Source organism: Leifsonia poae, assembly GCF_020009625.1.
GTDB classification, from domain to species: domain Bacteria; phylum Actinomycetota; class Actinomycetes; order Actinomycetales; family Microbacteriaceae; genus Leifsonia; species Leifsonia poae_A.
This window is the reverse complement of record NZ_JAIHLP010000002.1, coordinates 3696431-3719299: the sequence shown is the minus strand read 5'-3', so window position 1 is coordinate 3719299 and position 22869 is coordinate 3696431. Positions and strand designations below refer to the sequence as shown.

Annotated in this window: 21 protein-coding genes; 10 read left to right on the top strand and 11 right to left on the bottom strand. The window is 68.5% G+C overall.

What is annotated here, in order from left to right:
- The first annotated feature begins 34 nt into the window (after nt 1-34).
- A complete protein-coding gene (locus K5L49_RS18365) occupies nt 35-1018 on the top strand; it encodes an alpha/beta hydrolase (protein WP_223694984.1) in 984 nt (327 codons plus the stop codon).
- 25 nt (nt 1019-1043) lie between these two features.
- Complete coding sequence (locus tag K5L49_RS18360) at nt 1044-2222, top strand: multidrug effflux MFS transporter (RefSeq protein WP_223694983.1); 1179 nt, start codon at nt 1044-1046, stop codon at nt 2220-2222.
- A gap of 19 nt (nt 2223-2241) precedes the next feature.
- Here K5L49_RS18360 and K5L49_RS18355 read toward each other — a convergent pair whose 3' ends face one another.
- On the bottom strand, nt 2242-3771 hold the full coding sequence (locus K5L49_RS18355; RefSeq protein WP_223694982.1) for a GMC family oxidoreductase: 1530 nt from the start codon (nt 3769-3771) through the stop codon (nt 2242-2244).
- On the opposite strand from K5L49_RS18355, the gene K5L49_RS18350 reads away from it, so the two are divergent.
- On the top strand, nt 3770-5416 hold the full coding sequence (locus tag K5L49_RS18350) for an aldehyde dehydrogenase family protein (RefSeq protein WP_223694981.1): 1647 nt from the start codon (nt 3770-3772) through the stop codon (nt 5414-5416). The two genes, K5L49_RS18355 and K5L49_RS18350, sit on opposite strands and share 2 nt — an antisense overlap.
- On the opposite strand, the gene K5L49_RS18345 is transcribed toward K5L49_RS18350, so the two are convergent.
- Nucleotides 5404-5856, bottom strand: a complete 453-nt coding sequence (locus K5L49_RS18345; RefSeq protein ID WP_223694980.1) for a MarR family winged helix-turn-helix transcriptional regulator — start codon at nt 5854-5856, stop codon at nt 5404-5406. The genes K5L49_RS18350 and K5L49_RS18345 overlap by 13 nt on opposite strands.
- A gap of 63 nt (nt 5857-5919) precedes the next feature.
- Between K5L49_RS18345 and K5L49_RS18340 the strand changes: the two genes are divergently transcribed.
- On the top strand, nt 5920-6288 hold the full coding sequence (locus tag K5L49_RS18340; RefSeq protein ID WP_223694979.1) for a VOC family protein: 369 nt from the start codon (nt 5920-5922) through the stop codon (nt 6286-6288).
- Nucleotides 6289-6311: 23 nt separating this feature from the next.
- Here the strand turns inward: K5L49_RS18340 and K5L49_RS18335 are convergent, their stop codons facing one another.
- The 6 genes from K5L49_RS18335 to K5L49_RS18310 form a co-directional block, all read right to left on the bottom strand.
- Nucleotides 6312-6485, bottom strand: coding sequence for a hypothetical protein (locus K5L49_RS18335; RefSeq protein WP_223694978.1), 174 nt, complete (start codon nt 6483-6485; stop codon nt 6312-6314).
- Nucleotides 6486-6633: 148 nt separating this feature from the next.
- On the bottom strand, nt 6634-6855 hold the full coding sequence (locus K5L49_RS18330) for a sulfatase-like hydrolase/transferase (RefSeq protein WP_223694977.1): 222 nt from the start codon (nt 6853-6855) through the stop codon (nt 6634-6636).
- A gap of 111 nt (nt 6856-6966) precedes the next feature.
- Nucleotides 6967-7800, bottom strand: a complete 834-nt coding sequence (locus tag K5L49_RS18325) for an ABC transporter ATP-binding protein (protein ID WP_223694976.1) — start codon at nt 7798-7800, stop codon at nt 6967-6969.
- Nucleotides 7797-9617 (bottom strand): dipeptide/oligopeptide/nickel ABC transporter permease/ATP-binding protein, encoded by a 1821-nt coding sequence (locus K5L49_RS18320; protein ID WP_223694975.1) that lies wholly within the window; start codon nt 9615-9617, stop codon nt 7797-7799. Before K5L49_RS18320 ends, K5L49_RS18325 begins: the two co-directional genes overlap by 4 nt.
- Nucleotides 9614-10555 (bottom strand): ABC transporter permease, encoded by a 942-nt coding sequence (locus K5L49_RS18315; protein ID WP_223694974.1) that lies wholly within the window; start codon nt 10553-10555, stop codon nt 9614-9616. Before K5L49_RS18315 ends, K5L49_RS18320 begins: the two co-directional genes overlap by 4 nt.
- 72 nt (nt 10556-10627) lie before the next feature.
- The gene (locus tag K5L49_RS18310; protein ID WP_223694973.1) at nt 10628-12151 is read right to left on the bottom strand and encodes an ABC transporter substrate-binding protein; all 1524 of its coding nucleotides are present in this window, start codon (nt 12149-12151) and stop codon (nt 10628-10630) included.
- A 306-nt stretch (nt 12152-12457) separates the two neighbouring features.
- Here K5L49_RS18310 and hpaH point away from each other — a divergent pair, with 306 nt between their 5' ends.
- The 6 genes from hpaH to hpaD all read left to right on the top strand — a co-directional run bounded on the left by hpaH (nt 12458) and on the right by hpaD (nt 18984).
- A complete protein-coding gene (gene hpaH / locus K5L49_RS18305; RefSeq protein ID WP_223694972.1) occupies nt 12458-13243 on the top strand; it encodes a 2-oxo-hept-4-ene-1,7-dioate hydratase in 786 nt (261 codons plus the stop codon).
- Nucleotides 13228-14037: an aldolase/citrate lyase family protein gene (locus tag K5L49_RS18300; protein ID WP_223694971.1), complete on the top strand. Its 810-nt coding sequence runs from the start codon at nt 13228-13230 to the stop codon at nt 14035-14037. Before hpaH ends, K5L49_RS18300 begins: the two co-directional genes overlap by 16 nt.
- Nucleotides 14038-14167: 130 nt before the next feature.
- The gene (locus K5L49_RS18295) at nt 14168-15610 is read left to right on the top strand and encodes a fumarylacetoacetate hydrolase family protein (RefSeq protein WP_223694970.1); all 1443 of its coding nucleotides are present in this window, start codon (nt 14168-14170) and stop codon (nt 15608-15610) included.
- Entirely contained in the window at nt 15592-16287 is a 696-nt protein-coding gene (locus tag K5L49_RS18290; RefSeq protein WP_223694969.1) for a GntR family transcriptional regulator, read from the top strand. The genes K5L49_RS18295 and K5L49_RS18290 overlap by 19 nt, the downstream gene beginning before the upstream one ends.
- Nucleotides 16288-16355: 68 nt before the next feature.
- Nucleotides 16356-17852: a 5-carboxymethyl-2-hydroxymuconate semialdehyde dehydrogenase gene (hpaE, locus tag K5L49_RS18285; protein ID WP_223694968.1), complete on the top strand. Its 1497-nt coding sequence runs from the start codon at nt 16356-16358 to the stop codon at nt 17850-17852.
- Nucleotides 17853-17913: 61 nt separating this feature from the next.
- Nucleotides 17914-18984 carry a 3,4-dihydroxyphenylacetate 2,3-dioxygenase gene (gene hpaD, locus K5L49_RS18280; RefSeq protein WP_223694967.1) on the top strand — a complete coding sequence of 357 codons (1071 nt, stop codon included), beginning with the start codon at nt 17914-17916 and terminating at the stop codon, nt 18982-18984.
- Between the two features lie 178 nt (nt 18985-19162).
- Here hpaD and K5L49_RS18275 read toward each other — a convergent pair whose 3' ends face one another.
- From K5L49_RS18275 to K5L49_RS18265, 3 genes are read right to left on the bottom strand one after another with little or no spacing between them, the layout of a single operon-like run.
- Nucleotides 19163-20968, bottom strand: a complete 1806-nt coding sequence (locus K5L49_RS18275) for a glycoside hydrolase family 35 protein (RefSeq protein ID WP_223694966.1) — start codon at nt 20966-20968, stop codon at nt 19163-19165.
- Entirely contained in the window at nt 20965-21861 is an 897-nt protein-coding gene (locus K5L49_RS18270; RefSeq protein WP_223694965.1) for a carbohydrate ABC transporter permease, read from the bottom strand. The genes K5L49_RS18275 and K5L49_RS18270 overlap by 4 nt, the downstream gene beginning before the upstream one ends.
- Nucleotides 21858-22814 carry a carbohydrate ABC transporter permease gene (locus K5L49_RS18265; RefSeq protein WP_223694964.1) on the bottom strand — a complete coding sequence of 319 codons (957 nt, stop codon included), beginning with the start codon at nt 22812-22814 and terminating at the stop codon, nt 21858-21860. The genes K5L49_RS18270 and K5L49_RS18265 overlap by 4 nt, the downstream gene beginning before the upstream one ends.
- Between the last annotated feature and the right edge of the window lie 55 nt (nt 22815-22869).

The window sequence follows — 22869 nt, the reverse complement described above, 5'->3', positions numbered from 1 at the left end:
GGCACGGGTGACATCCCTCCGCGAAAGGACAGCGATGACGCTGAAACCCGTTCCGTACGACCCGGCGCTGGAACCCGGACTCGCCTCGTTCCTCGACCTCGTGGAGCGCATCCCGCTGCTGGCCGACACGATCGTGGCGAACCGCGAGCACTTCGCCACGATCATCCCGCCGCTGGACGCGCAGATTGAGGGCAGGCCGGTGCGCTGGGAGAACCGGTTCGTTCCGGGGCCGGTCGGCGCTCCGGACGTGGCGATCACGATCATCCGGCCGCTCGACGACGTCGCCGGCGCACCCGGGGTGCTCGGCATCCACGGCGGCGGTCAGGTGCTCGGCACCCGGTTCTTTAGCACCGGAGAGCTCATCGAGCTGGCCGTCGAGCGCGGGATCGTCGGCGTGGCCGTCGAGTACCGGCTCTCGCCCGAGCATCCCGGAACCGCGGCGGCCGAGGACTGCTACGCGGCGCTCCTCTGGTTCGCCGAGAATGCTCGGGAACTCGGCGTCGACCCGGGGCGCATCATCGTCTCCGGCGCGAGCGCCGGCGGCGGTCTCTCCGCCGCGGTCGCCTTGATGGCCCGCGACCGCCAGGGACCACACCTGGCCGGGCAGCTGCTCAACTGCCCGATGCTCGACGACCGCAACGAGACCGTCTCCAGCCGGCAGTACGACGGCTTCGGCGCCTGGAACCGCAGGAACAACGACACGGCGTGGACAGCGATCCTGGGTGACATGCGCTTCACCGACGCCGTCTCGCCCTACGCGGCAGCGGCCCGCGCCACCGACCTCGCCGGGCTCCCGCCGGCCTACATCGAGGTCGGGTCGGCGGAGGTCTTCCGGGACGAGGACATCGCCTACGCGCAGCGCATCTGGGCGGCCGGCGGCACGGCCGAGCTGCACGTCTGGTCGGGCGCGTACCACGGGTTCTCAGGCTTCTCCCCCGACGCGATCGTCTCGCGGGCGGCCGTCGCCGCGCGCGACAGCTGGCTGCGGCGAACGCTCGGGCTGCGACCAGGGTCGTGACCGAGCGCATCCCGATGCCCCGGGGATGGGCGTGCGACGCAGCCTCCTCGTGCTCGGCCTGCTGGAGGCGTTCGGTCCGCTCTCGATGGACCTGTACCTACCCCAGCTGCCGCAACTCGCGGCCTCGCTGCACACCAGCGACGCACTCGCGCAGGCCACCATGTCGGTCTGCATGATCGGCCTCGGGCTTGGCCAACTCGTCGCCGGACCGCTCAGCGACCGGTACGGTCGACGTCGGCCCCTGCTGGTCGGCGTCGCGCTCTTCACCGTCTTCTCGCTCGCCTGCGCGTTCGCGCCGACGATCGAGGTGCTGCTGGTCGCCCGCCTGCTCCAGGGGTTGGCCGGCGCCGCCGGACTCGTCATCACGTTGGCCGTCGCCCGGGATCTGTTCAGCGGCGCGGAGCTCTCACGGATGCTCTCGCTGCTCGCGCTCGTCAGCGCATCCGCCCCCATCGTGGCGCCCGTACTGGGCGGGCAGCTCGCCCGGGTGCTCGACTGGCGCGGAATCTTCGTCGTGCTCACCGGAATCGGTGCGGCGCTCCTCATACTGGCCGGCACCGGCCTCAGAGAGACGCTGCCGGCCGCAGAGCGGCACCCGGCCGGGTTCGGCCCGCTCGGTCGCCAGTTCCGTGAGCTCCTCCGCGACCGGCTCTTCGTGCTGATCGTGATCGCGGCGGCGGCCGGCGGCGTGGCGTTCTTCAGCTATCTCTCCATGTCGAGTTTCGTGCTGCAGGACCAGTTCGGTCTGAGCCCTCAGGCGTTCAGCCTGTTCTTCGCTGTGAACGCCGTCGCCAATCTGCTCGGCGCCCAACTCAGCCGTGTGCTCGTGCTGCGCTTCGGCCCGGCACGCTTGTACCTCGGCGGCCAACTCGCGACCGCCGTCGCCGCGCTGCTCCTGGTCACTTCGGTGATCGTCGGCTGGGGTCTGCCCGGTGTGCTCAGCGCCCTTGCCCTCTTCCTGTTCGCGGTCGGGGTCGGCGGGCCGAACGGCACGACATTGGCACTCGGCGCCCACTCCGCCCGGGCGGGAACGGCCGCGGCCGTGCTCGGAACGGTCACCTTCACGATCGGCCCGATCGTGGCGCCGATCGCCTCGATCGGGGGCTCCACCGCACTGACGATGGCCCTCTCGATCGGCATCGCCGCATCCGTCTCCGCCCTCCTCGCCGTCCTGGTGGTCCGCCACCTCCCGGCGCGCGCCTGAGCGACGTCTGGTCGATGGCTCAGTCGGCGTCGGCCAACAGGAAGCGGGCGGCGCGCTCGCCGATCAGCACGGACGGGGCGTTCGTATTGCCGGTGGTCACCCGCGGCATGATCGATGCGTCCGCCACGCGGATCCCCGCCACACCGTGCACCCTCAGGCGCGGGTCGACCACGGCCAGCGCGTCCACCCCCATCGCACAGGTTCCCACCTGGTGGTGATACGTGATCGCCGTGGAGCGGACGTAGTCCACGAGGTCATCGCCATCGCCGACGGCGGGGCCGGGGTAGAGCTCCGTCGCACCCCAGGCGGCCAGCGCCGGCTGGGCGCCGATGCGACGGCATTGACGCACCGATGCGACCAGCGAAGCGACATCGTCGTCGTGGCCGAGCGCATCCAGGTCGATCAGCAGCGGGTCATGCGCGCCCGCGCCCGAGAGCCGGACTCGGCCGCGCGCCTTCGGCGTGACGAGTCCTGCCATGAGCGAGAAGCCGTCCGCCGGGCCGGACATGCCCTCCTGGTACATCGGAACACTGAACAGGATCGGTTGCGTGTCAGGGCGGTCGAGGGAGGGATCACTCTTCCAGAACAGGTGCGCCTGGGTCACCGAGACGCCCTCGTGCGGGCCGCCGATCTCTCGCTCGGTGGTGAAGATCACCGGTGAGAGCAGGTGGTCGTGCAGGTTCCTGCCGACCCCGGGCAGGTCGGCGACGGGCTCGATGCCGAGTTCGGTCAGCTCGTCCGCCGGCCCGATCCCCGAGCGCAGCAGAATGCGCGGTGAATCGAGCGCGCCCGCGCACAGCACCACCTCGTCGGCGTGCAGCGCCTGGAGCTCGCCGTTCTGCTCGAACTCGACCCCGACGACGCGGGGGCCGTTCTCGTCGCGCTCCACGAGAAGGCGGTGAACCCAGCATCCGGTCCGCACGTCCACCCGGTCGCGCACCGGTTTCAGGTACGCGAGGTAGGTGGTGAGGCGGCGACCGTCGCGCACGGTGATCTGCTGTTGCGAGACACCGTCGAGGTGGTCGCCGTTGTAGTCGCGATTGAGTTCGAGGCCTTCCTGCACCGCCGCAGCGACGATCGACGATTGGATGGGGTCGAGTTCGTAGTCGTCGGTCACATCGAGCAGGCCGTCGGCGCCCCGCAGTTCGGACGCACCACCCGAGAACCGCTCGATATCGCGGAAGACCGGCAGCACATCGCGCCACGACCAACCATCGTTGCCGAGCGAGGCCCAGTGGTCGTAGTCGGCGGGAGCGCACCGGACCCAGATCATTGCATTGAGGGAGTGCGAGCCGCCGAGCACCTTCCCGCGAGGCAGATGCAGCCGACGGTCGTCGGCGTGCGGCTGCTGCACCGTGAAGTAGTCCCAGTCATCGGGGCTGTGCCAGAGTTCTCCCATCCGGCTCGGGTCGTGAATGGCCGGATTGGTGTCCTCGTCGCCGGCCTCGAGCACGGTGACCTCGTCGCCGGCGTCGGCGAGTCGTCGGGCGATGACGGAGCCGGCCGAGCCCGCGCCGATCACGATCACGGTGCGAGGGATGCGCGTCATGAATTCTCTCTTTCGGTTCCGTGACGACCCTCCCACAGCCCCTGCCCGCCGGGCACGACTCGCAGCCGACCATGCCCGCAGCGTCAACGCTCGTGCCCTCGCGGTCAAGACGCTGACGGCCGCGCGCACGGATACTGGCCGAAGGGACGCCGCGATTCTCGACGCCCCGGTACCGTCCGGCTACGCAAAGGAGCACGAAGTGGCGACGAAACTGTTCATCGACGGCGAGTGGGTGGAAGCCTCCGGTGGCGCCATCCCCACGGAGAACCCCGCGACCGAGGAGGTCATCGCCGAGGTGGGCACGGCGTCACGCAGCGACGTGGATGCCGCCGTCGCTGCCGCGCGTGCGGCCCTCGGCACAGCGGAATGGGCGGGCCTGCTCCCGATCCAGCGCGCCGCCCTGCTCTTCCGGCTCGCCGACCTGATCGACCAGAACCACGACGAGCTCGCCGCTCTGGAGACCCGCGACCAGGGTCAGCCGCTCGGCATCTCCAAGATGGTCAGCGTGACCGGCGCCGCCGAGCACTTCCGCTACTACGCCGGCTGGGTCACCAAGATCCAGGGCACCGTCAACCCTGTGTCGTTCCCCGACACCCTGCACTACACCCGACGCGAGCCGGTGGGCGTGAACGCCCTGGTGACACCGTGGAACTTCCCGCTGATGATCCTGGCGTGGAAGCTCGCGCCCGCGCTCGCCACCGGCAACACCGTCGTCATCAAGCCGTCGGAGGTGACGCCGCTCACGAGCATCCGCCTCGTCGAGCTGTGCGCCGAGGCGGGCATCCCGGCGGGTGTCGTGAATCTCGTGACGGGTGACGGTGCGACCGGTGCGCTGCTGAGCGAGCACAATGACGTGGACCACCTCTCATACACCGGCTCGACCGCCGTCGGCCGCATCATCACGCGGGCCAGCGCCGACTCCAACCTGAAACGCCTCACCCTGGAACTGGGTGGCAAGGCGCCGTCGATCATCGCCGCGGATGCGGACATCGACGCCGCGGTGGGCGGCAACATCGCCGGCAGCATCCTCAACTCCGGCCAGGTGTGCGCCGCGTACACGCGGTTCTATGTGGACAAGAAGCGGGAGCAGGAGTTCGTCGAGAAACTCGCCGGCGGGGTGGCCGGTCTGCGCCTCGGCAACGGCATGGATGCGGGCGTCGACCTCGGCCCGCTCGTCTCGGCCAAGCACCTCGGGCATGTGGAGCGTCTGGTCGCTGCCGGCCGCCAGCAGGGCGCCGAGCTCATCACCGGTGGCGAGCGCGCCGACCGCGACGGCCACTTCTTCGCGCCGACGGTGTTCGCCGGAGTCAAGGACGAGATGACGATCATGCACGACGAGATCTTCGGCCCGGTGCTCTCGGTGACGAGCTATGAGGACACCGATGAGCTCGAATCGCTGATCGCCCGCGCCAACGACACCGAGTACGGTCTCGCCGCCACCATCTGGACGAAGGACATCGCCACCTCGCAGCGGCTCGCCAACGGGATCAAGGCCGGGGCAGTGTTCGTGAACATGCCCTCGATCCCCGATATGACAGCACCCTGGGGCGGGTACAAGGCCAGCGGTTGGGGCCGCGAGATGGGTCCGTGGGCCATCGACGCCTACACGGAGACCAAGGCGGTCTGGCTGCACTACGGGGTCTGACCGCGCAGCGAACGGATCATGCTCGTCAGGGCCCGGAACGCGCTCGCCTGCTCGCTCTCAGCCATGCCGGCCAGCATTCTGATCTCGACGGACCGGACCGCGACGGTCGTCTTCTCCAGGCTCCGTCTCCCGCGCGGCGTGAGCCGCGCGGGAAGGGCCTTGCCGATCGGCGCCTCCGCGGGCCTGGTCACGAAGCCGTCCCGTTCCAGGGTCTGTAGCAGCACGTTCATCGTCTGCCGGGTCACGAACGCGCCGCGTGCGAGCTCGGAGTTCGACAGACCCGGTCGTTGCGCGAGCAGCTCGAGGCAGGAGTAGTGCGTCACGCTCATCCCGAGCGGCCGCAGCACCTCTTCCATGGCACCGCGGAGGGCACTCGAGGCCTCTTTCAGCAGGTAGCCCAGTGACGTCTCCAGATCGACGCCGACACCGTCTTGACTCATGTCAGTAGTCTGACATAGATTGGGTCGTGTCAGCTATCTGACACGAAATGAAGGAGCATCATCATGCCCGTCACCGGACCCGACTTCCTCTCCCTGCAAACCCGCGACCTCGCCGCTTCCCAGGCGTTCTACGAGCAGTACCTCGGCCTCGTCCGCTCCCCGTCCGGACCGCCGCACGCCGTCGTCTTCGATACGACACCGATCGCCTTCGCCCTGCGGGATCTCGTTCCCGGCACCGACCTCGACGCCGTCGCACAGCCCGGCATCGGTGCTGCGATCTGGCTCCACGCCACCGACGTCCAGGCCATCCACGACGCCCTCGCCGCCGACGGCCGCACCATCGTCTCCGCACCGATCGACGGCCCTTTCGGCCGCACGTTCACCTTCGCCGATCCCGACGGCTACCAGGTCACCCTCCACGACCGCGCCTGAGCGGAGCCGCGGCCCCGCAACGGTCAGGCGCGATGCGACCGGATGCGCGTGAGGCTCACGATGAGTCCGCCGGCGAGCAGTGCCGCCAGGAGCCGGGCGAGATTCTGGTCGACGTTGTCGACCGCGGCCGCGTACACCTCCCTGTAGCACGCGAACAATGCGCGTTGCTCGTCGCTGAGGTCGTCCCATGCCGCCACGGGCGCGAGCGGCTCCTCGTTGCACGGGCGCGAGCGGCTCCTCGTTGCGCGGCGCGGGCGCCGTCCCGGGCGGAAACAGCCCATCACACCCCTGGCGGGCGAAGCGGGCCGACAGGATGTGGTCACAGCCGCGCTCGTAGGCGCCCCGCTACTTCCGGATGTCGATGGCCTTCGCCTGCAGCGGGCCGTGCACGACGTGATGCGCGAAGTAGAGGAAGAACGGCTTCTCGGCGTTGTTCGCCCGCAGCCCGCGAACCATCCCGATGGCCCGATCCGTGAGGTCGTCGGTCAGGTAGTAGTCGTCCGGATACTCGTCGACGGCGACCGGGCTGTTCTCGGCCACCATCCGGTGCGGGTCTGCGATCTCCATACGGCCGGGGCGGAGGCGCTCGACACCTCGGCGACGACACCGCCGAACCCTCGTACCCCCGACTCGCGCGAGGCGATCCGTTGCCGCTTGTCCGGTTCGCGCTCGCGTCGTTCACGCCGCCTGATCGCGCAGCTTCAGCCAGGCCGCGCGGCGCAGGGCCTGCCCGGCCGGGTCGGCGACCGGCGACGCCATCAGGAGGCGTTTGCTGTACGGATGCTGCGGGTCGCGCGTCACCTCCTCGCCCTCACCGGTCTCCACGATCTCGCCGCGGTACATCACGGCGACGCGATGGCAGATCCGGCGCACGACGCCCAAGTCGTGCGAGACGAAGAGATAGGAGACGCCGGTGTCGCGCTGCAGCTCGATGAACAGGTCGATGATCGTCGCCTGCGTCGTGAGGTCGAGGGCGCTGACCGGCTCATCGCAGACGATGAGCCGCGGGCGGCGCACCAGCGCACGGGCGATGGCGATGCGCTGACGCTGACCGCCGGAAAACTCCTTCGGATAGCGGTCGACAACATTCGACGGGAGTTTCACCCGGTCGAGCATCTCGGAGACCGCGGCCCGCGCATCCCGTCGGCTCGTACCGGCCGTCGCCAGTGGCTCGGCGAGGATGTCGCCGATGGTCATCGCCGGGTTGAGCGAACCATAGGGGTCTTGGAAGACGACCTGGATGCTCGACGCCAGGCCCCGGCGTTTGGCGCCCCGCCAGCGCGTGATGTCCTCGCCGTCGAAGCGGATGGTGCCGCCGGTCACAGGCACCAGGCCCAGGATCGCCTTGCCGAGAGTCGACTTGCCGGAGCCGCTCTCCCCGACCAGCCCGACGCATTCGCCCGGACCGACGTCGAGGGAGACATCTTTCAGGGCACGGAACGTGCCCCGACTCGTCCCGTAGTCGACGACGACGTTCTCTGCGGTCAGCAACGGGGTGGTCTGCTCGGTCATGCGAGCACCGCCTTTCGCGGATCGGTCGGTTCGGCGGTCGGCAGCACCGCCGCTGCATCCAGTTCGGAGCGGCTCGCCGCGCCGTCGAGGGAGGCGGCGATGAGCTCCGCCGTGTACGGGTCGTCCGGCTGCGAGAAGATGCGATCGACCGTTCCGACCTCGACGATGCCTCCGTCGCGCATCACCACGACGCGGTCGCAGATGTCGGCGACGACCCCGAAGTTGTGGGTGACGATGACGAGGGCCATCCGGTACTCCTGTTGCAGCTCCCGCAGCAGCTCCAGCACCTCGGCCTGCACCGTGACATCGAGCGCGGTCGTCGGTTCGTCGGCGACGAGCACCGAAGGCTTGCCTGCGATCGCACCGGCGATGAGCACGCGCTGGGCCATGCCGCCGGAGAGCTGGTGCGGATACGACTTCATCACGCGGGCGGGGTCGACGATGCCGACCTTGTCGAGCATCGCCAGAGCGCGGGCCTTCGCCGCGGCTTGTGACAACCGGTGCACGCTCCGCAGCGGCTCGGTGAGCTGATAGCCGATGGTGTACGAGGGGTCGAGGTTCGACATCGGCTCCTGGGGAATGTAACCGACCTCGTGGCCGAGCAACTTCTGCCGATCCGCGTGTGCCATCCGCGTCACATCGCTGCCGCCGATCCACAGGGCGTCGGCGCTGTATTCGCCGCCGGCCGGGAGCAGGTCGAGGATCGAGAAGACGGTCTGCGACTTGCCCGAGCCGGACTCGCCGACGATGCCGAGCACCTCGCCGGGGGCGACATCGAGGGTGATGCCGTGCACGACCTCGACCGTCTGCCCGTCCTGTGTCGCGTAGTTCACCCGCAGGTTCTGCAGCTGAACGGCGGAGTCGGCCGATTTGTGCGCGATCGAACCGGTCGACGAGGTGACCGTCTCCGGCTCCGCGCCGCGCCGCCGCGTCTTCCGTCGCCGCGCGATCGGCGTGCGCACACTCACCACATCGGCGAGGGTCGAGCCGAGGACGGCCAGGGCCGCGATCGTGATGCCGAGGGCCAGCGACGGCCAGAGCAGCAGGAGCGGGTTGGTCAGCACATTGCTGAACCCGTCGTTCATCATCGCGCCCCAGCCGGGCGTCTTGGAGCCGCCGATGCCGAGGAACTGGAGGCCGGCCTGCATCCCCATCGCCATGCCGGCCGTCAACGCTGTCTGGATGATGACCGGCGCGTAGACGGCCTTGACGATGTGCTTCGACAGAATCCGCGCGTTGCCGAGACCGGAGACTTTGGCGGCATCGATGTACGGCTCATTGCGCACGGCCAGAACGGTCGAGCGTGTGAGCCGGAAGTAGCCCGGCGCCATGAACACACCGAGCGTCGTCATGAGCACGGTGAAGTCGTTGCGGGTGCCGGCCGCGACGATGAGCAGGATGATCATGGCGGGGATGGCCTGGAGCGCGTCGCTCACCCAGCTGGCCGCGCGGTCGAAGAAGCGGCCGAAGTATCCGGCCGCGAGACCGGCCGGCACCCCGACGATCACCGCGACGAAGATGGTCACGAACGCGCCCCACAGCGTGGACTGGGTGCCCCAGATGAGGCGACTCAGCACATCCCGGCCCGCGCTGTCGCCACCGAGCGGATGCGCGGGGCTCGGCGGTGCCTTCGTCAGGGCGAGGTCGACGAAATTGGGATCGTGCGGGGCCAGCAGCGGGGCGAAGACCGCCACGAGCAGCACCAGCACGATCACGGCGAGGGAGACCGCTCCGGCCGGCCGGCGAAGGAAACGTACGAAGGTGGAGCCGCGGCGACCGGCCCTCGGGTCGATGATCACTTCGGTCGGAGTCGTCATCGCACTCGCGCTTTCGGGTTGATCCAGCCGAGTGCGACATCGAGCAGGAAGTTCACGATCACCACGAAGATGACGGTCACGACGGTGATGCCGAGCAGGATGGGGATGTCGCCGTTCTGCGAGGAGCCGCTGGTGAGCGCTCCGATGCCCGGCAGGGAGAAGATCTGCTCCACCACGATGGCGCCGCCGAGGAGGCCGACGAACATCAGGGCGAGCACGGTGAGGGAGGCGGGGGCCGCGTTCCTGATCAGGTGCACGACCACGCGCCGCTGCGAGAGCCCCCGGCTGCGGAGCGTGCGCACATAGTCCTGGTTGTTCACGGCGATGATCGCATTGCGCAGTTGCTCGGCGATCATCACGATCGCGCCGATCGCCAGGGCGATCGCCGGGAGCGTGATCGAGCGCAGCCAGCCGTCGACGCTCTGCGACGGCTGCACATAACCGACCGCGGGGAACCAGTGCAGATCGACCGCGAACCAGATCACGAGCACGATGCTCACCCAGAAGCCGGGGAGCGCGAACAGGACGACGGACGCCGCCTTGATCACCTTGTCGAGGATCGACCCGGGCCGCAGCCCCGATGCGACGCCGAACACCCCGCCGAGGATCGCCGAAAGGAGCGTCGCCGCCGTCACCACGGAGAGGGTGACGGGGAGCTTGATCGCGATCTGTGCGTTCACCGGCTGGAAGTTGCGCCAGGAGGTGCCGAAGTCGCCGACGATCGCATGCGACGCCCACTCCCAGAACTGGGCCAGCAGCGGGCGATCGGTGCCGATCTTCGCCGCGAGCGCCGCCTGCTGCGCCGGGGTGGCCGATGTGCCGAGGAGCCCGACGGTGGGGTCGCCGATCGCGGCGTGGGCGAGGAAGAACGTGCCTGTCGCCACGACGAGGAGGAGGATCACCCCTGAGATGAGCCTCTTGGCCGTGAATCTGATCATGTCGTGTCCTGTCGGGCCGGATGCCGGGTGCGAGGAGGCGGGCCGCGCTCGCGCGCGGCCCGCCCGGGTGGGTCAGCCCTTGACGGTGATCTGACTCAGCGTGGGGAACATCATGCCGGTCACCGGGGTGACCTCGATGTTCGAGGTGGAGACGTAACTGTTGTTCGCCTGGTACCAGACGTCGAACCAGGCCTTGCCGGTCACGAGGGTGTTCAGCTCGGCGATCTCTGCGTTCTGGTCGCTGGGCGCGGCGGTCAACACCTTCTCGACCTGCGCCTGCACATCCGGGAATTGGTCGACCTGCGGGGTCGGGTTGTACCACTGGGGCAGGTTGATCATGCGCTGCACAGTCGCGACCGGGTTCGAGTCCATCGCCAGGAAGGAGACGAACATCGGATATGTCGGCGCGTTCTTCTGGTAGTCCGGGTACTGCATGTCGTCCCAGGTGACCTTGATGCCGAGCTGCGTGAAGGTCTGGTCGACCACCGGCTGCCAGACCTGGAACGGTCCGGCCATCGGCATGTGCAGCGAGAACCCGTCGGCGTAGCCGGCCTCCGCCAGGAGCGACTTCGCCTTGCTGAGGCTGTACGCGTACGTGTCATCGAGGGACGTGACGTTGGTCGAGGTCCCGGCCGGGAACACCTGGTTGGAGACCACCCCTGCGCCGCTGCCGACGGACTTGAGGATGCTCGCCCCGTCGAACGCGTAGTTCAGCGCCTGACGCACCTTCACATCGCCGAGCGGCTTGAACTTCTCACCCGCGCGGTCGGTGAACTGCAGCCCGACCCAGCCGGAGACCTTGGCGGCGACATTCCATCCGTTCGTCTTCGCCTGCTGGAGCGCGGTGTTGTCGGCGTAGTTCAGATTGATCTGTCCGGAGGCCATCGCGTTGTCGCGGGCGGTCGCATCTTGGATCGGCGAGATCGAGAGCGGGTCGAACGGGAACTGCTTGGCGTCCCAGTGGTTCGTGACCTTCTTGAAGTGGTAGACCGATCCGGCGACGCTCGACGAGTCGAGCGTGTAAGGGCCGGAGCCGACCGGGGTCTTCGCGAGCGTGCCCGCGGCGATCGCTTTGGGAGCCATCATCCAGCTGCGGCCGATACCCATCAGGTAGAGCATCGTGTCGTCGCGCTTGCTCATGTCGATCTCGAGGGTCGCGGGATCGACGGCGACGAATTTGGCCACGTTCTCGTATGCTTCCCCGGAGCGCGCACCCTTCTTCAGGTAGTCGAGGCTCTTCACCGCTGCTGCCGCGTCGAAGGCTTCGCCGTCGCTGAACTTCACACCGGTGCGGAGGGTCATGGTGAGTGTGAGGAAATCGTCGGAGACTTTCCACGAGGTGGCGAGCGCGGGGGTCGGTTTGCCGTCGCCGTCGACGCTGACCAGCGGGTCGTAGATAGCCGATAGATACGGTCCGTCGAAGCCGATGTCGGCCAGGGAGGGATCCCAGCTGGTGACGTCGGCGAAGTTTCCGATGTTGAGCGGGCCGCCGGCGGCGTCGGAGGTCGGCTTCGTGTCGCTTCCTCCGGAACCGCATGCGGTCAGCGCAAGCGCGGTCACGGCAGCGAGCGCCACCGCGATCATTGCTTTCTTCATGTCTTCTTCTCTCGGTTGGCAAGGCAGGAGGTGGAACTGAACGCACGCTGCGCAGGCGCCCGGCACGGCTGTCACTGTTCGGGAGTCACTGCTCGGGTCGTCAACCGAGGTTGGCGACACATCGCCGTGTCGTGGGGGTTATTCTACAGTTGTTGACAAGAAATACAACCTGTGGAGAAAAACGGGACGGGACGAGCCTTCCATGACTCGACCGGTCCGCGAAATCGCGAAGATGTACGGGATGATATACGATTTATGCCAGGCTGCCTCCGCGGGCAGAACCTCCGATGACGAAGGGACCGACCGGTGCTCGAAGACTCGACAATCCACGCGATCGCAGACGAATTGGCGGCCGCCGAACACGACCGCAGCACTGTCCCACTCCTCACCGCACGCCACCCGGCGATGACCGTCGAGGACTCCTACGCCGTGCAGAACGTCTGGAAAGAGCGTGGCATCGCCGCCGGCCGCCGGCTCGTCGGCCACAAGATCGGGCTCACCTCCAAAGTGATGCAGCAAGCGACCGGGATCACCGAGCCCGACTACGGGGTCATCTTCGACGACATGGTGTTCGAGACCGGGGCCGTCATCCCCTTCGACACCTACTCGAACGTGCGCATCGAGGTCGAGCTCGCGTTCGTCCTCGGCGAGACCCTGGAAGGCCCCGATTGCACGCTCTACGACGTGCTCGACGCCACGAAGTACGTCGTCCCCGCGTTGGAGATCCTCTCCTCCCGCATCGAGATGGCCGGGCGCACTATCGTCGACACCATCTCCGACAATGCGGCGATGGGCGGCATGGTCGTCGGTGGCCGGCCGGTCGCCGTGGATGCGGTCGACCTGCGCTGGGTCTCGGCCCTGCTCTACCGCAACGAGACCATCGAAGAATCCGGCGTCGCCGCTGCCGTGCTGAACCACCCGGCCTCGGGGGTCGCCTGGCTGGCCAACAAACTCTCGGCGCACGGCACGACCCTCGCGGCGGGCGAGATCATCCTCGCCGGATCGTTCACCCGCCCGATGTGGGTGGAACGCGGCGACACCGTCCACGCCGACTACGGACAGCTGGGAGCCATCACATGCCGATTCATCTAGAGCCGACGCCGACGTTCGCGGACGTGCTGCGAACCGCATCCCGACCCCGGATGGGGATGTGGGTGTGCTCCGGCAGCCCGCTGGTCGCTGAGATCTGCGCCGGAAGCGGGCTCGACTGGCTGCTCGTCGACGCCGAGCACAGTCCAAACGGCCTGGAGTCGATCCTCGCCCAGCTGCAGGCCGTTGCGGCCTACCCGATCACCCCGCTGGTGCGCGCCCCGATCGGCGACACGGTGATCGTGAAGCAGTTGCTCGACCTCGGCGCCCAGAACCTCCTGATCCCGATGGTCAACGACGCCGAGCAGGCGGCCGCGATGGTGGCGGCCGTGCGCTACCCACCGGCCGGCGTGCGCGGCGTCGGCAGCGCCCTGGCTCGGGCGGCCCGCTGGAACCGCATCGACGACTATCTCGGCCGCGCCGACGGGCTCGTCTCCCTGTTCGTACAGATCGAGACGGCGGATGCGGTGGCCGCGGTCACCGAGATCGCCGCGGTCGACGGCGTCGACGGGCTCTTCGTCGGCCCCTCCGACCTGGCGGCCTCGATGGGCCACCTCGGGCAACAGAACCACCCCGAGGTCGTCGCGGCGGTCGAGGGCGCGATCCGCGCCTGCGTCGCCGCCGGCAAGCCGGCCGGAGTGAATGCCTTCGACCCGGCGGTCGCCCGGCGCTACCTGGACGCAGGCGCAAGCTTCGTGCTCGTAGGTGCAGATGTGGCGATTCTGGCGCGCGCATCCGAGGCCCTGGCGGATACGTTCATCGGCGACGGCGACTCCGCCGCCCGCACCAGCTATTGAGAAGGAGATCCTCGGTGCACCGTGTTCGCAGGATGGCGGCACTTTCCCGTGGCGCCGCGCATCCAGATCGTATACAATTTCAGATATGGTCCACCGTGACCCCGACCGACGACGTGGAGGCGCCCCAGCCGTGAGCGACATCAGCATCCCCGGCAAGATCATCGCCGTGCACCTCAACTACCGCTCCCGGGCGGCGCAGCGCGGACGCACCCCGGCCACCCCCTCCTACTTCCTGAAACCGTCTTCGTCGGTCGCCGCCACCGGCGGCACGCTCGAGCGCCCGGCCGGGACCGAACTGCTCGCCTTCGAAGGCGAGATCGCCCTCATCATCGGCCGGTCGACCCGGCGGGTGAGCCCGGAGGAGGGCTGGGCGGCCGTCTCGGGCGTCACCGCCTCCAACGATTTCGGCCTCTACGACCTTCGCGCCGCCGACAAAGGCTCCAATGTGCGTTCGAAAGGCGGAGACGGCTTCACGCCGGTCGGCCCGAACATCGTCCCCACCACGGCCATCGACCCGCAGGCCCTGCGGGTGCGCACCTGGGTCAACGGCGAGCTCGTGCAGAGCGACACCACCGACGGGCTGCTCTTCCCCTTCGGCCAGCTCGTCGCCGACCTGTCGCAGCTGATGACCCTCGAACCGGGCGACCTCATTCTCACCGGCACCCCGGCAGGATCGTCGGTCGTCGCCCCGGGCGACATCGTCGAAGTCGAGGTGGATGCGCCCACCGCACCCGGATCCCCCACCTCCGGTCGTCTCGTGACGCACATCACCGAGGGCACCACCCCGTTCGGCGACTTCGGCACCAAGCCGGCGGTCGACGAGTTGCAGCGCGCCGAGGCATTCGGCACGGCGGCAGAGCCCGGCCCGGCACCGTTCGAGCTCACCGACGAACTCCGCACTCTGCTGACCTCGGTCTCCACCGCAACGCTCAGCTCGCAGCTCCGCAAACGCGGACTGAACAACGTCTCGATCGACGGCCTGCACTCCACACGGCCCGGCACGCCCCTCATCGGCCGTGCGAAGACCCTGCGCTACATCCCCAACCGCGAAGACCTCTTCGAAAGCCACGGCGGCGGATACAACGCGCAGAAGCGGGCGTTCGACGCGCTCGGTGCGGGCGAGGTGCTCGTGATCGAGGCGCGCGGTGAGCGCGGCAGCGGAACCGTCGGCGATGTGCTCGCGCTGCGCGCCCAGGTGAACGGCGCCGCCGGCATCGTCACCGACGGCGGTGTGCGCGACCTCGCGATCGTGGCCGCCCTCGACATCCCGACCTATCACGCGGGTGGGCACCCGGCCGTTCTCGGGCGCCGGCACGTGCCCTGGGACACCGATATCACCGTCGCCTGCGGCGGGGCCGCCGTGCAGCCGGGCGATGTGATCGTCGGCGACGCCGACGGCCTGATCGTCATCCCGCCGGCGCTCGTGGCCTCCGTCGTCGCCGACGCGATCGAGCAGGAACAGGAAGAGGAGTTCATCGCCGAGCGGGTGGCCGACGGCGAGAAGATCGACGGTCTGTTCCCGATGGACGCCGAGTGGAAAGAGAGGTACCGCGCATGGCTGACACAGCGCTAGGAACCGCGAAGGCGCCGACACCGAGCAAGTCCCAGCTGGCCTACGACTGGATCCGGGAGCGCATCGACGACGGCCGGTACGTCTCCGGCTTCCGGCTCGTGCTCGGGCAGATCGCGGGCGAGCTCGAGGTGAGCGTCGTGCCGGTGCGCGAGGCGATCCGCCGGCTCGAGGCCGAAGGCCTCGTGACGTTCGAGAAGAACGTCGGCGCTCAGGTCGCCCTGCTGCACGAGACCGAGTACACCTACACGATGCAGACACTGGCTCTCGTCGAAGGCGCGGCCACCCAGATGTCGGCGCCGCTGCTGAACGGCGACCACCTCTACCGCGCCCGCGCGATCAACAACGAGATGATCGCCTGTCTCGACGACTTCATCCCCCACCGGTTCACCGAGCTCAACCGCACCTTCCACTCCGTGCTGTTCGAGGAGTGCCCCAACCCGCACATCCTCGACCTCGTGCACCGCGGGTGGAACCGGCTGACCGTGCTCCGCGACTCCACGTTCAGCTTCGTTCCGGGACGCGCCCGCGAGTCCGTCGACGAGCACGAGCAGATCCTGCGCCTGATCGAGACGGAGGCCGACCCGCTGGAGATCGAGCTCGCTGCCCGCCGGCACCGGCTCGCCACGCTCGACGCCTTCCTCACCTACCAGACCGAGCACAAGCACCCGCAGCGCTGACCGGCATCGCGACCGCCGCACCACACACTCCCAATACCCACACCGACCGCCAAAGGAGGCGCGCGTCCATGGCGCAGCACTACATCCCCGAGAACCTGCCCGACAAGATCCAGCACTTCATCGGCGGCGAATTCGTCGACAGCGTCTCGGGAAAGACGTTCGACGTGCTCGACCCGGTCTCCAACGAGACCTATGTCACCGCAGCGGCTGGCCAGAAGGCCGACATCGACCTCGCCGTCGAGGCCGCCACCCGCGCCTTCACAGAGGGGCCCTGGCCCCGAATGAAGCCGCGCGAGCGGGCCGCGATCCTGAACCGCATCGCCGACGCAGTCAGCGCCCAGGATGCGCGCCTCGCCGAACTCGAGACCTTCGACACCGGCCTGCCGATCACTCAGGCCCTCGGCCAGGCCCAGCGCGCCGCAGAGAACTTCCGCTTCTTCGCGGACCTGATCGTGGCGCAGGCCGACGACGCATACAAGGTCCCCGGCTCGCAGATCAACTACGTGAACCGGAAGCCGATCGGTGTCGCCGGGCTCATCACGCCCTGGAACACCCCGTTCATGCTGGAGAGCTGGAAGCTCGCCCCGGCCCTCGCCTCCGGCTGCACTGTCGTGCTCAAGCCGGCGGAGTTCACCCCGCTCTCGGCCAGCCTGTGGGCGGGCATCTTCCGCGACGCCGGCCTGCCCGACGGCGTATTCAACCTGGTCAACGGTCTCGGCGAGGAGGCGGGCGACGCGCTCGTCAAGCACCCGGATGTTCCGCTCATCTCGTTCACGGGCGAGAGCCGCACCGGGCAGCTCATCTTCGGGAACGCGGCGCCGTTCCTCAAAGGCCTCTCGATGGAGCTGGGCGGCAAGTCCCCCGCCGTCGTGTTCGCCGACGCCGATCTGGAAGCCGCAATCGACTCCACGCTGTTCGGCGTGTTCTCGCTGAACGGGGAGCGCTGCACCGCCGGAAGCCGCATCCTCGTCGAGCGCTCCATCTACGACGACTTCTGCGCCCGCTACGCCGCGCGCGCCAAGAACATCGTGGTGGGCGACCCGCACGACCCGAAGACCGAAGTGGGCGCCCTTGTGCACCCCGAGCACTACGACAAGGTCATGAGCTACGTGGAGATCGGCAAGTCCGAGGGCCGCCTGCTCGCCGGCGGCGGACGCCCGGAGGGTCTCGCCACCGGCAACTACGTCGCCCCGACCGTGTTCGCCGACGTGGCACCGGATGCGCGCATCTTCCAGGAGGAGATCTTCGGCCCCGTCGTCGCCATCACGCCGTTCGACAGCGACGAAGAGGCCCTCGCCCTCGCCAACGGCGTGCGCTACGGGCTCGCCGCCTACATCTGGACGACCGACCTCACCCGCGCGCACACCTTCGCGCAGAACGTCGAGGCCGGCATGGTCTGGCTGAACTCGCACAATGTCCGCGACCTGCGCACCCCGTTCGGTGGGGTGAAGGCCTCCGGCCTCGGCCACGAGGGCGGATACCGTTCGATCGACTTCTACACCGACCAACAGGCGGTCCACATCACGCTGGGCCCGGTTCACACCGCCCGGTTCGGCGCCAACTGATCACCCGGCCTCCCCGCCGACTCCCGACGAGCCCATCTCGAAGAAGAGAAAGAGAAGAACCATGAGTACCATCCCCACGCCGGCCGCGACCCCGCCGGACATCCTCCGCTGCGCCTACATGGAGCTCGTGGTCACCGACCTCGAGGCGAGCCGCGCGTTCTATGTCGACGTGCTCGGCCTCGTCGTGACCGAGGAAGACGAGAACGCTGTCTACCTGCGCAGCTTCGAGGAGTTCATCCACCACAACCTCGTGCTGCGCACGGGCCCGGTGGCCGCGGTCGCCGCCTTCTCGTACCGCGTGCGCTCCCCTGAAGACCTCGATCGCGCGGTGGCGTTCTACACCGAGCTCGGCTGCCGGGTCGAACGCCGGGCAGAGGGCTTCACCACCGGCATCGGCGACAGTGTGCGCGTCGAAGACCCGCTGGGCTTCCCCTACGAGTTCTTCTACGACGTGGAACACGTCGAGCGTCTCGCCTGGCGCTACGACCTCTACACCCCCGGCGCGCTTGTGCGGCTCGACCATTTCAACCAGGTCACCCCGGATGTGCCTCGCGCCGTGAAGTACATGGAAGACCTGGGCTTCCGCGTCACCGAGGACATCCAAGACGAGGCGGGAACCACCTACGCCGCCTGGATGCGCCGCAAGCCGACCGTGCACGACACGGCCATGACCGGCGGAGACGGCCCGCGGATGCACCACGTCGCCTTCGCGACGCACGAGAAGCACAACATCATCGCGATCTGCGACAAACTGGGCGCCCTGCGCCGCAGCGACGTGATCGAGCGCGGACCGGGCCGTCACGGCGTCTCCAACGCCTTCTACCTCTACCTGCGCGACCCCGACGGTCACCGCGTCGAGATCTACACCCAGGACTACTACACCGGCGACCCGGACAACCCCGTCGTCACCTGGGATGTGCACGACAACCAGCGCCGCGACTGGTGGGGCAACCCGGTGGTCCCGTCCTGGTACACGGATGCGTCTCTGGTGCTCGACCTCGACGGCGCTCCCCAGCCGTTGACGGCGCGCACCGACGACTCCGAGATGGAGGTCACCATCGGCGCCGACGGCTTCTCGTACACCCGTGAGGGCGACATCGCGGCGGGCTTCAAGCTGGGCGCACAGGTCTGACGTCGGAGAATTCGTGACGGACGGCCGTGCTGTGCCGCCCGAATTCTGCCGCCGGGGCAGGTGGCCGGGGCCGGGGCTAGCGTGCGGCCGCCAACGCGGCGGCGGCCGCGCCGAGCAACCCGGTCGCCGCACCGTTCCGTGCGGGGCGGAGCGGCGGGGGCGTCGGCCGTTCGGCCCGCTACTCGAAGGTCTCCACGTACTCCTCGGTCGGGCCGAGTTCGGGCGCCGCGCGGAACTCGATGGTCTCCGCCCGCCGGTGCAGTTCGAGCACGGTGATCCGGTTCTCCCCCGCAGTGAACAGGGGGGCGGGAACATACAGCGTCACCTGCGGCCCGATCTCCCAGTAGCGGCCGAGCAGGAAGTCGTTCACCCAGACGAAGCCTTTGCCGAAGCCCGGAAGGGCGAGGAAGGCGTCTTCCGGTTCGACGATGTCGACGCGCGCCGTCGCGAAGCCGGCCGTACCGGTCGCGGAGGCCGTGCCGGTCCCCTCTGCGATGCTCGCCAGCATCGCGCCCGACCATTCGTCGAGGGGCAGTGGATGAGCAGTCCAGCCGTGAACCAGCCGGCGCCCGATCTGCACACCACCCAGAATCCCTTTGCCCTGGCCGAGCAATGGGCCGTAGTTGATGCGCCCCTGGTTCTCGACCAGGATCTGCAACTCGACCCGCGACCCGGTGCCGACCACATCGAGCGCGCCGCTCTCCCGGTCGAGCACACCGAGCTGGCTACCATCGACGAAGACCTGCGCGCGGTCGTGCAGGCCGGTGACCGTCAGCGTCGTCCGTCCGCGCGGTAGGCGGGGCCGCGCGCGATACAACACGAGACCGGAGGCGAGCCCCAGCTCCTCGAAGCTCAGCGCATGCGGCGCCTCGACGCCGGGCCCCGCCGCCTCGAGCGCGGGGAGCAGATCGGCACCGGCGGTCACCGGCACCGTGCACGGCGCGAGGATGCGCGGGTCGGCAGGAACGGGGCGCGGCTCGATCCCGGTGAAAGCGGCCAGCCGGGAACGGAAGGCGGTGAATTTGGGGGTGACGGCGCCGTGCTCGGCGATCGCCGCATCCGAGTCGTAGCTCGTGATGGTCGGCTGCAGGGCGCCATCGTGGTTCGCGCCCGCCCCCAATCCGAAGTTGGTCCCACCGTGCGCCATGTACAGACTCACCGAGCCGCCGGCGTCGAGGATCTCGGCCAGCGTGGCGTCGGCGCTCGGCACGGAGCGCATGTGGTGCTTCTCGCCCCAGTGGTCGAACCAGCCGTTCCAGTATTCGGCGCAGAGGAACGGTTCGCCGTCGCGGCGCGAGCGCAGCAGAGAGGCCGCCTCGGCGGCCCGCGAGCCGAACGTGGCCGTGGCGAGCACTCCGGGAAGGGTGCCACCGTCGAGCATGAGGTCGGTCGGACCGTCTGCCGTGTAGAGCAGCTCGGTCACGCCCCGTTCGACGAGCGCGTCGCGAAGCCAGCGCAGATAGTCCGCGTCGTCGCCGTAGCTGCCGTATTCGTTCTCCACCTGCACGGCGACGATTGGTCCGCCCCGGGAGGCCTGCAGCGCCGCCAGCCGCGGGATGAGCTCGTCGAACCACACGGACACCGCACGCAAGAACGCAGGATCCGAGGTACGCGTGCGGGTTCCGGTGCGCGCGGTGAGCCAGGCGGGGAACCCGCCGTTGTCCCACTCCGCACAGATGTACGGGCCCGGCCGCACGATCACGTCGAGACCGACCTCGGCGGCGATGCGGATGAACGCCTCCAGGTCACGCCAGCCATCGAAGTCGGGCGCGTCGTCGGCCCGACGCTGGTGGAAATTCCATGCCACGTAGGTGTCGACCGTGTTCAGTCCGAGCGCCGCCACCCGTTCGAGGCGATCACGCCACTGCTCGGGATGCACACGGAAGTAGTGCACGGAGCCCGAGAGCACCCTGTGCTCCACCCCGTCTCGCCGCAACGTGCCGGTCGAGTAGTCGAGGAGGGCAGTGCGGGTCGCGACCGTCACTTCACCGCTCCCGCGGTCATCCCGGCCCGCCAGAACCGCTGCAGTGCGAGGAAGGCGACGATCAGAGGGATGACCGAGACCAGGGATCCGATCACCACCAGGGGCGGTGGCACGGCCACATGGCTGGCGTTCCAGCCCACGAGCCCCACGGTCACCGGCTGCATGTGGTCGTCGCCGAGCACCATCGCCGGAAGCAGGTAGTTGTTCCAGATGTCCACGAACTGGAACAGGAAGATCGTCACCAGGGCCGGCATCATCATCTTCGTCGAGATCGAGCGGAAGATGCGGAACTCGCTCGCCCCGTCGAGCCGACCGGCCTCGATCACCTCATCCGGAACGGACTGCGCGGCAAAGACCCGGGCGAGGTAGACCCCGAACGGGCTGACGATGCTGGGCAGCAGCACCGCGAGCGGATTGTTGATCAGCCCGACCCCCGAGAACATGAGGTACAGCGGCAGGGTGAACAGGATCTTCGGCACCAGCACCGCGGCGAGGATCACGCCGAACAGCGCTCCCCTCCCCCGGAACTCGTACTTCGCGAGGGCGTATCCGCCCATCGCCGAGAGCACCGTGCCCACGAGAGCGCCGACACCGCAGTAGAGAAGGCTGTTCAGCATCCACTGCCAGAAGATGCCGTCATTCTGCGCGCTCAGGCGGGCGATGTTGTCGAACAGCCCGAAGCCGTCGAACCAGAGCCCATTGCCGCTGAACTGCTGACCGAACGGCTTGGTCGCCGAGACGATCAACCACCAGAGCGGAAAGAGGAAGTAGATCGTCGAGGCGGCGAGCAGCACCATCACGACGGCGCGGCTCAGCGGGCTGGTGTCGCGGCGGGGCCTCGCGAAGGAGCGGGCGGCCGGCACGGCACGCCGGTTCTGCAGGGTGGCGGTCATGCCTTGTCCCCTTTGCTGGTCAGCCGGAAGAACAGGAATGAGATCACGCCGACGAACACGGCGAGGATCACCGATTGGGCCGCGGCATACGGATAGTTGCCCGCCGCGACGGCGGCCTGCGCCGACATGATCGGGGTGAAGGTGGACGACACGGAACCTCCGGAGATCGGCTGCAGCACTGTCGGTTCGTTGTAGAGCTGCGCTGAGCCGATGATCGAGAACACGGCGGTGAGGACGATCGCGCTGCGCACCATCGGGATCTTGACGCTCCACGCGATCCGCAGCGGCGAAGCGCCGTCGATCTTCGCCGCCTCCAGCACCTCTGCGGGAATGGACTGCAGCGCCGCGTAGATGATGATCATGTTGTAGCCGGTCCAGCTCCAGGTGACGATGTTCGCCACCGACCAGAGCACCGTGCCCTGGTCGAAGAACGGCAACTGGATGCCGAGCGGCTCCAGCAGATGGTTGATCGGGCTCGACTGCGTGGAGTACATGAACGACCAGACGAGCGCCGCACTCACCCCCGGGATGGCGTAGGGAAGAAAGCTGGAGAGCCGGAAGAAACCTTTGCCCCGCGCCGACTTGGAGTCGATCAGCAGCGCGAGGACCAGCGCCAGGCCGAGCATCACCGGCACCTGCACCACACCGAACAGCGCGACCCGGCCGAGCGAGGCGACGAAGTCCTTGTCGGTGAACGCCTGCGCATAGTTGGCGAAAGGCTCGAACACCTGCGTCGGCGCGGTCAGACCGAGACCCGAACGCTTGACGACGAACAGACTGCTGATCGCGGCGTAGACGATAGGCGCGATGTACATCGCGGCGAACAGCACGACGAACGGACCGAGGAACAGCAGCGGCGCTCGCCACCCCAGCGTGGTGTGCCGCTTCTTCTGGCGCTCCGGCGGCGGGGCGACGGTGGCCGCGGAGGGCTCCGCGACGGCGAGGTTGCTCACGAATTCTTCCTTACTCTCGACGCGTGTCGGGGCGGACCGGTCCCCGGTCCGGTCC

Bases quoted from the DNA above. Each gene is read 5' to 3' on its own strand.
- K5L49_RS18365 (WP_223694984.1), top strand. From the start codon at position 35: ATGACGCTGAAACCCGTTCCGTACGACCCGGCGCTGGAACCCGGACTC.
- K5L49_RS18360 (WP_223694983.1), top strand. From the start codon at position 1,044: ATGGGCGTGCGACGCAGCCTCCTCGTGCTCGGCCTGCTGGAGGCGTTC.
- K5L49_RS18350 (WP_223694981.1), top strand. From the start codon at position 3,770: ATGAATTCTCTCTTTCGGTTCCGTGACGACCCTCCCACAGCCCCTGCC.
- K5L49_RS18355 (WP_223694982.1), bottom strand. From the start codon at position 3,771: ATGACGCGCATCCCTCGCACCGTGATCGTGATCGGCGCGGGCTCGGCC.
- K5L49_RS18345 (WP_223694980.1), bottom strand. From the start codon at position 5,856: ATGAGTCAAGACGGTGTCGGCGTCGATCTGGAGACGTCACTGGGCTAC.
- K5L49_RS18340 (WP_223694979.1), top strand. From the start codon at position 5,920: ATGCCCGTCACCGGACCCGACTTCCTCTCCCTGCAAACCCGCGACCTC.
- K5L49_RS18330 (WP_223694977.1), bottom strand. From the start codon at position 6,855: ATGGAGATCGCAGACCCGCACCGGATGGTGGCCGAGAACAGCCCGGTC.
- K5L49_RS18325 (WP_223694976.1), bottom strand. From the start codon at position 7,800: ATGACCGAGCAGACCACCCCGTTGCTGACCGCAGAGAACGTCGTCGTC.
- K5L49_RS18320 (WP_223694975.1), bottom strand. From the start codon at position 9,617: ATGACGACTCCGACCGAAGTGATCATCGACCCGAGGGCCGGTCGCCGC.
- K5L49_RS18315 (WP_223694974.1), bottom strand. From the start codon at position 10,555: ATGATCAGATTCACGGCCAAGAGGCTCATCTCAGGGGTGATCCTCCTC.
- K5L49_RS18310 (WP_223694973.1), bottom strand. From the start codon at position 12,151: ATGAAGAAAGCAATGATCGCGGTGGCGCTCGCTGCCGTGACCGCGCTT.
- K5L49_RS18300 (WP_223694971.1), top strand. From the start codon at position 13,228: ATGCCGATTCATCTAGAGCCGACGCCGACGTTCGCGGACGTGCTGCGA.
- K5L49_RS18290 (WP_223694969.1), top strand. From the start codon at position 15,592: ATGGCTGACACAGCGCTAGGAACCGCGAAGGCGCCGACACCGAGCAAG.
- hpaE (WP_223694968.1), top strand. From the start codon at position 16,356: ATGGCGCAGCACTACATCCCCGAGAACCTGCCCGACAAGATCCAGCAC.
- hpaD (WP_223694967.1), top strand. From the start codon at position 17,914: ATGAGTACCATCCCCACGCCGGCCGCGACCCCGCCGGACATCCTCCGC.
- K5L49_RS18270 (WP_223694965.1), bottom strand. From the start codon at position 21,861: ATGACCGCCACCCTGCAGAACCGGCGTGCCGTGCCGGCCGCCCGCTCC.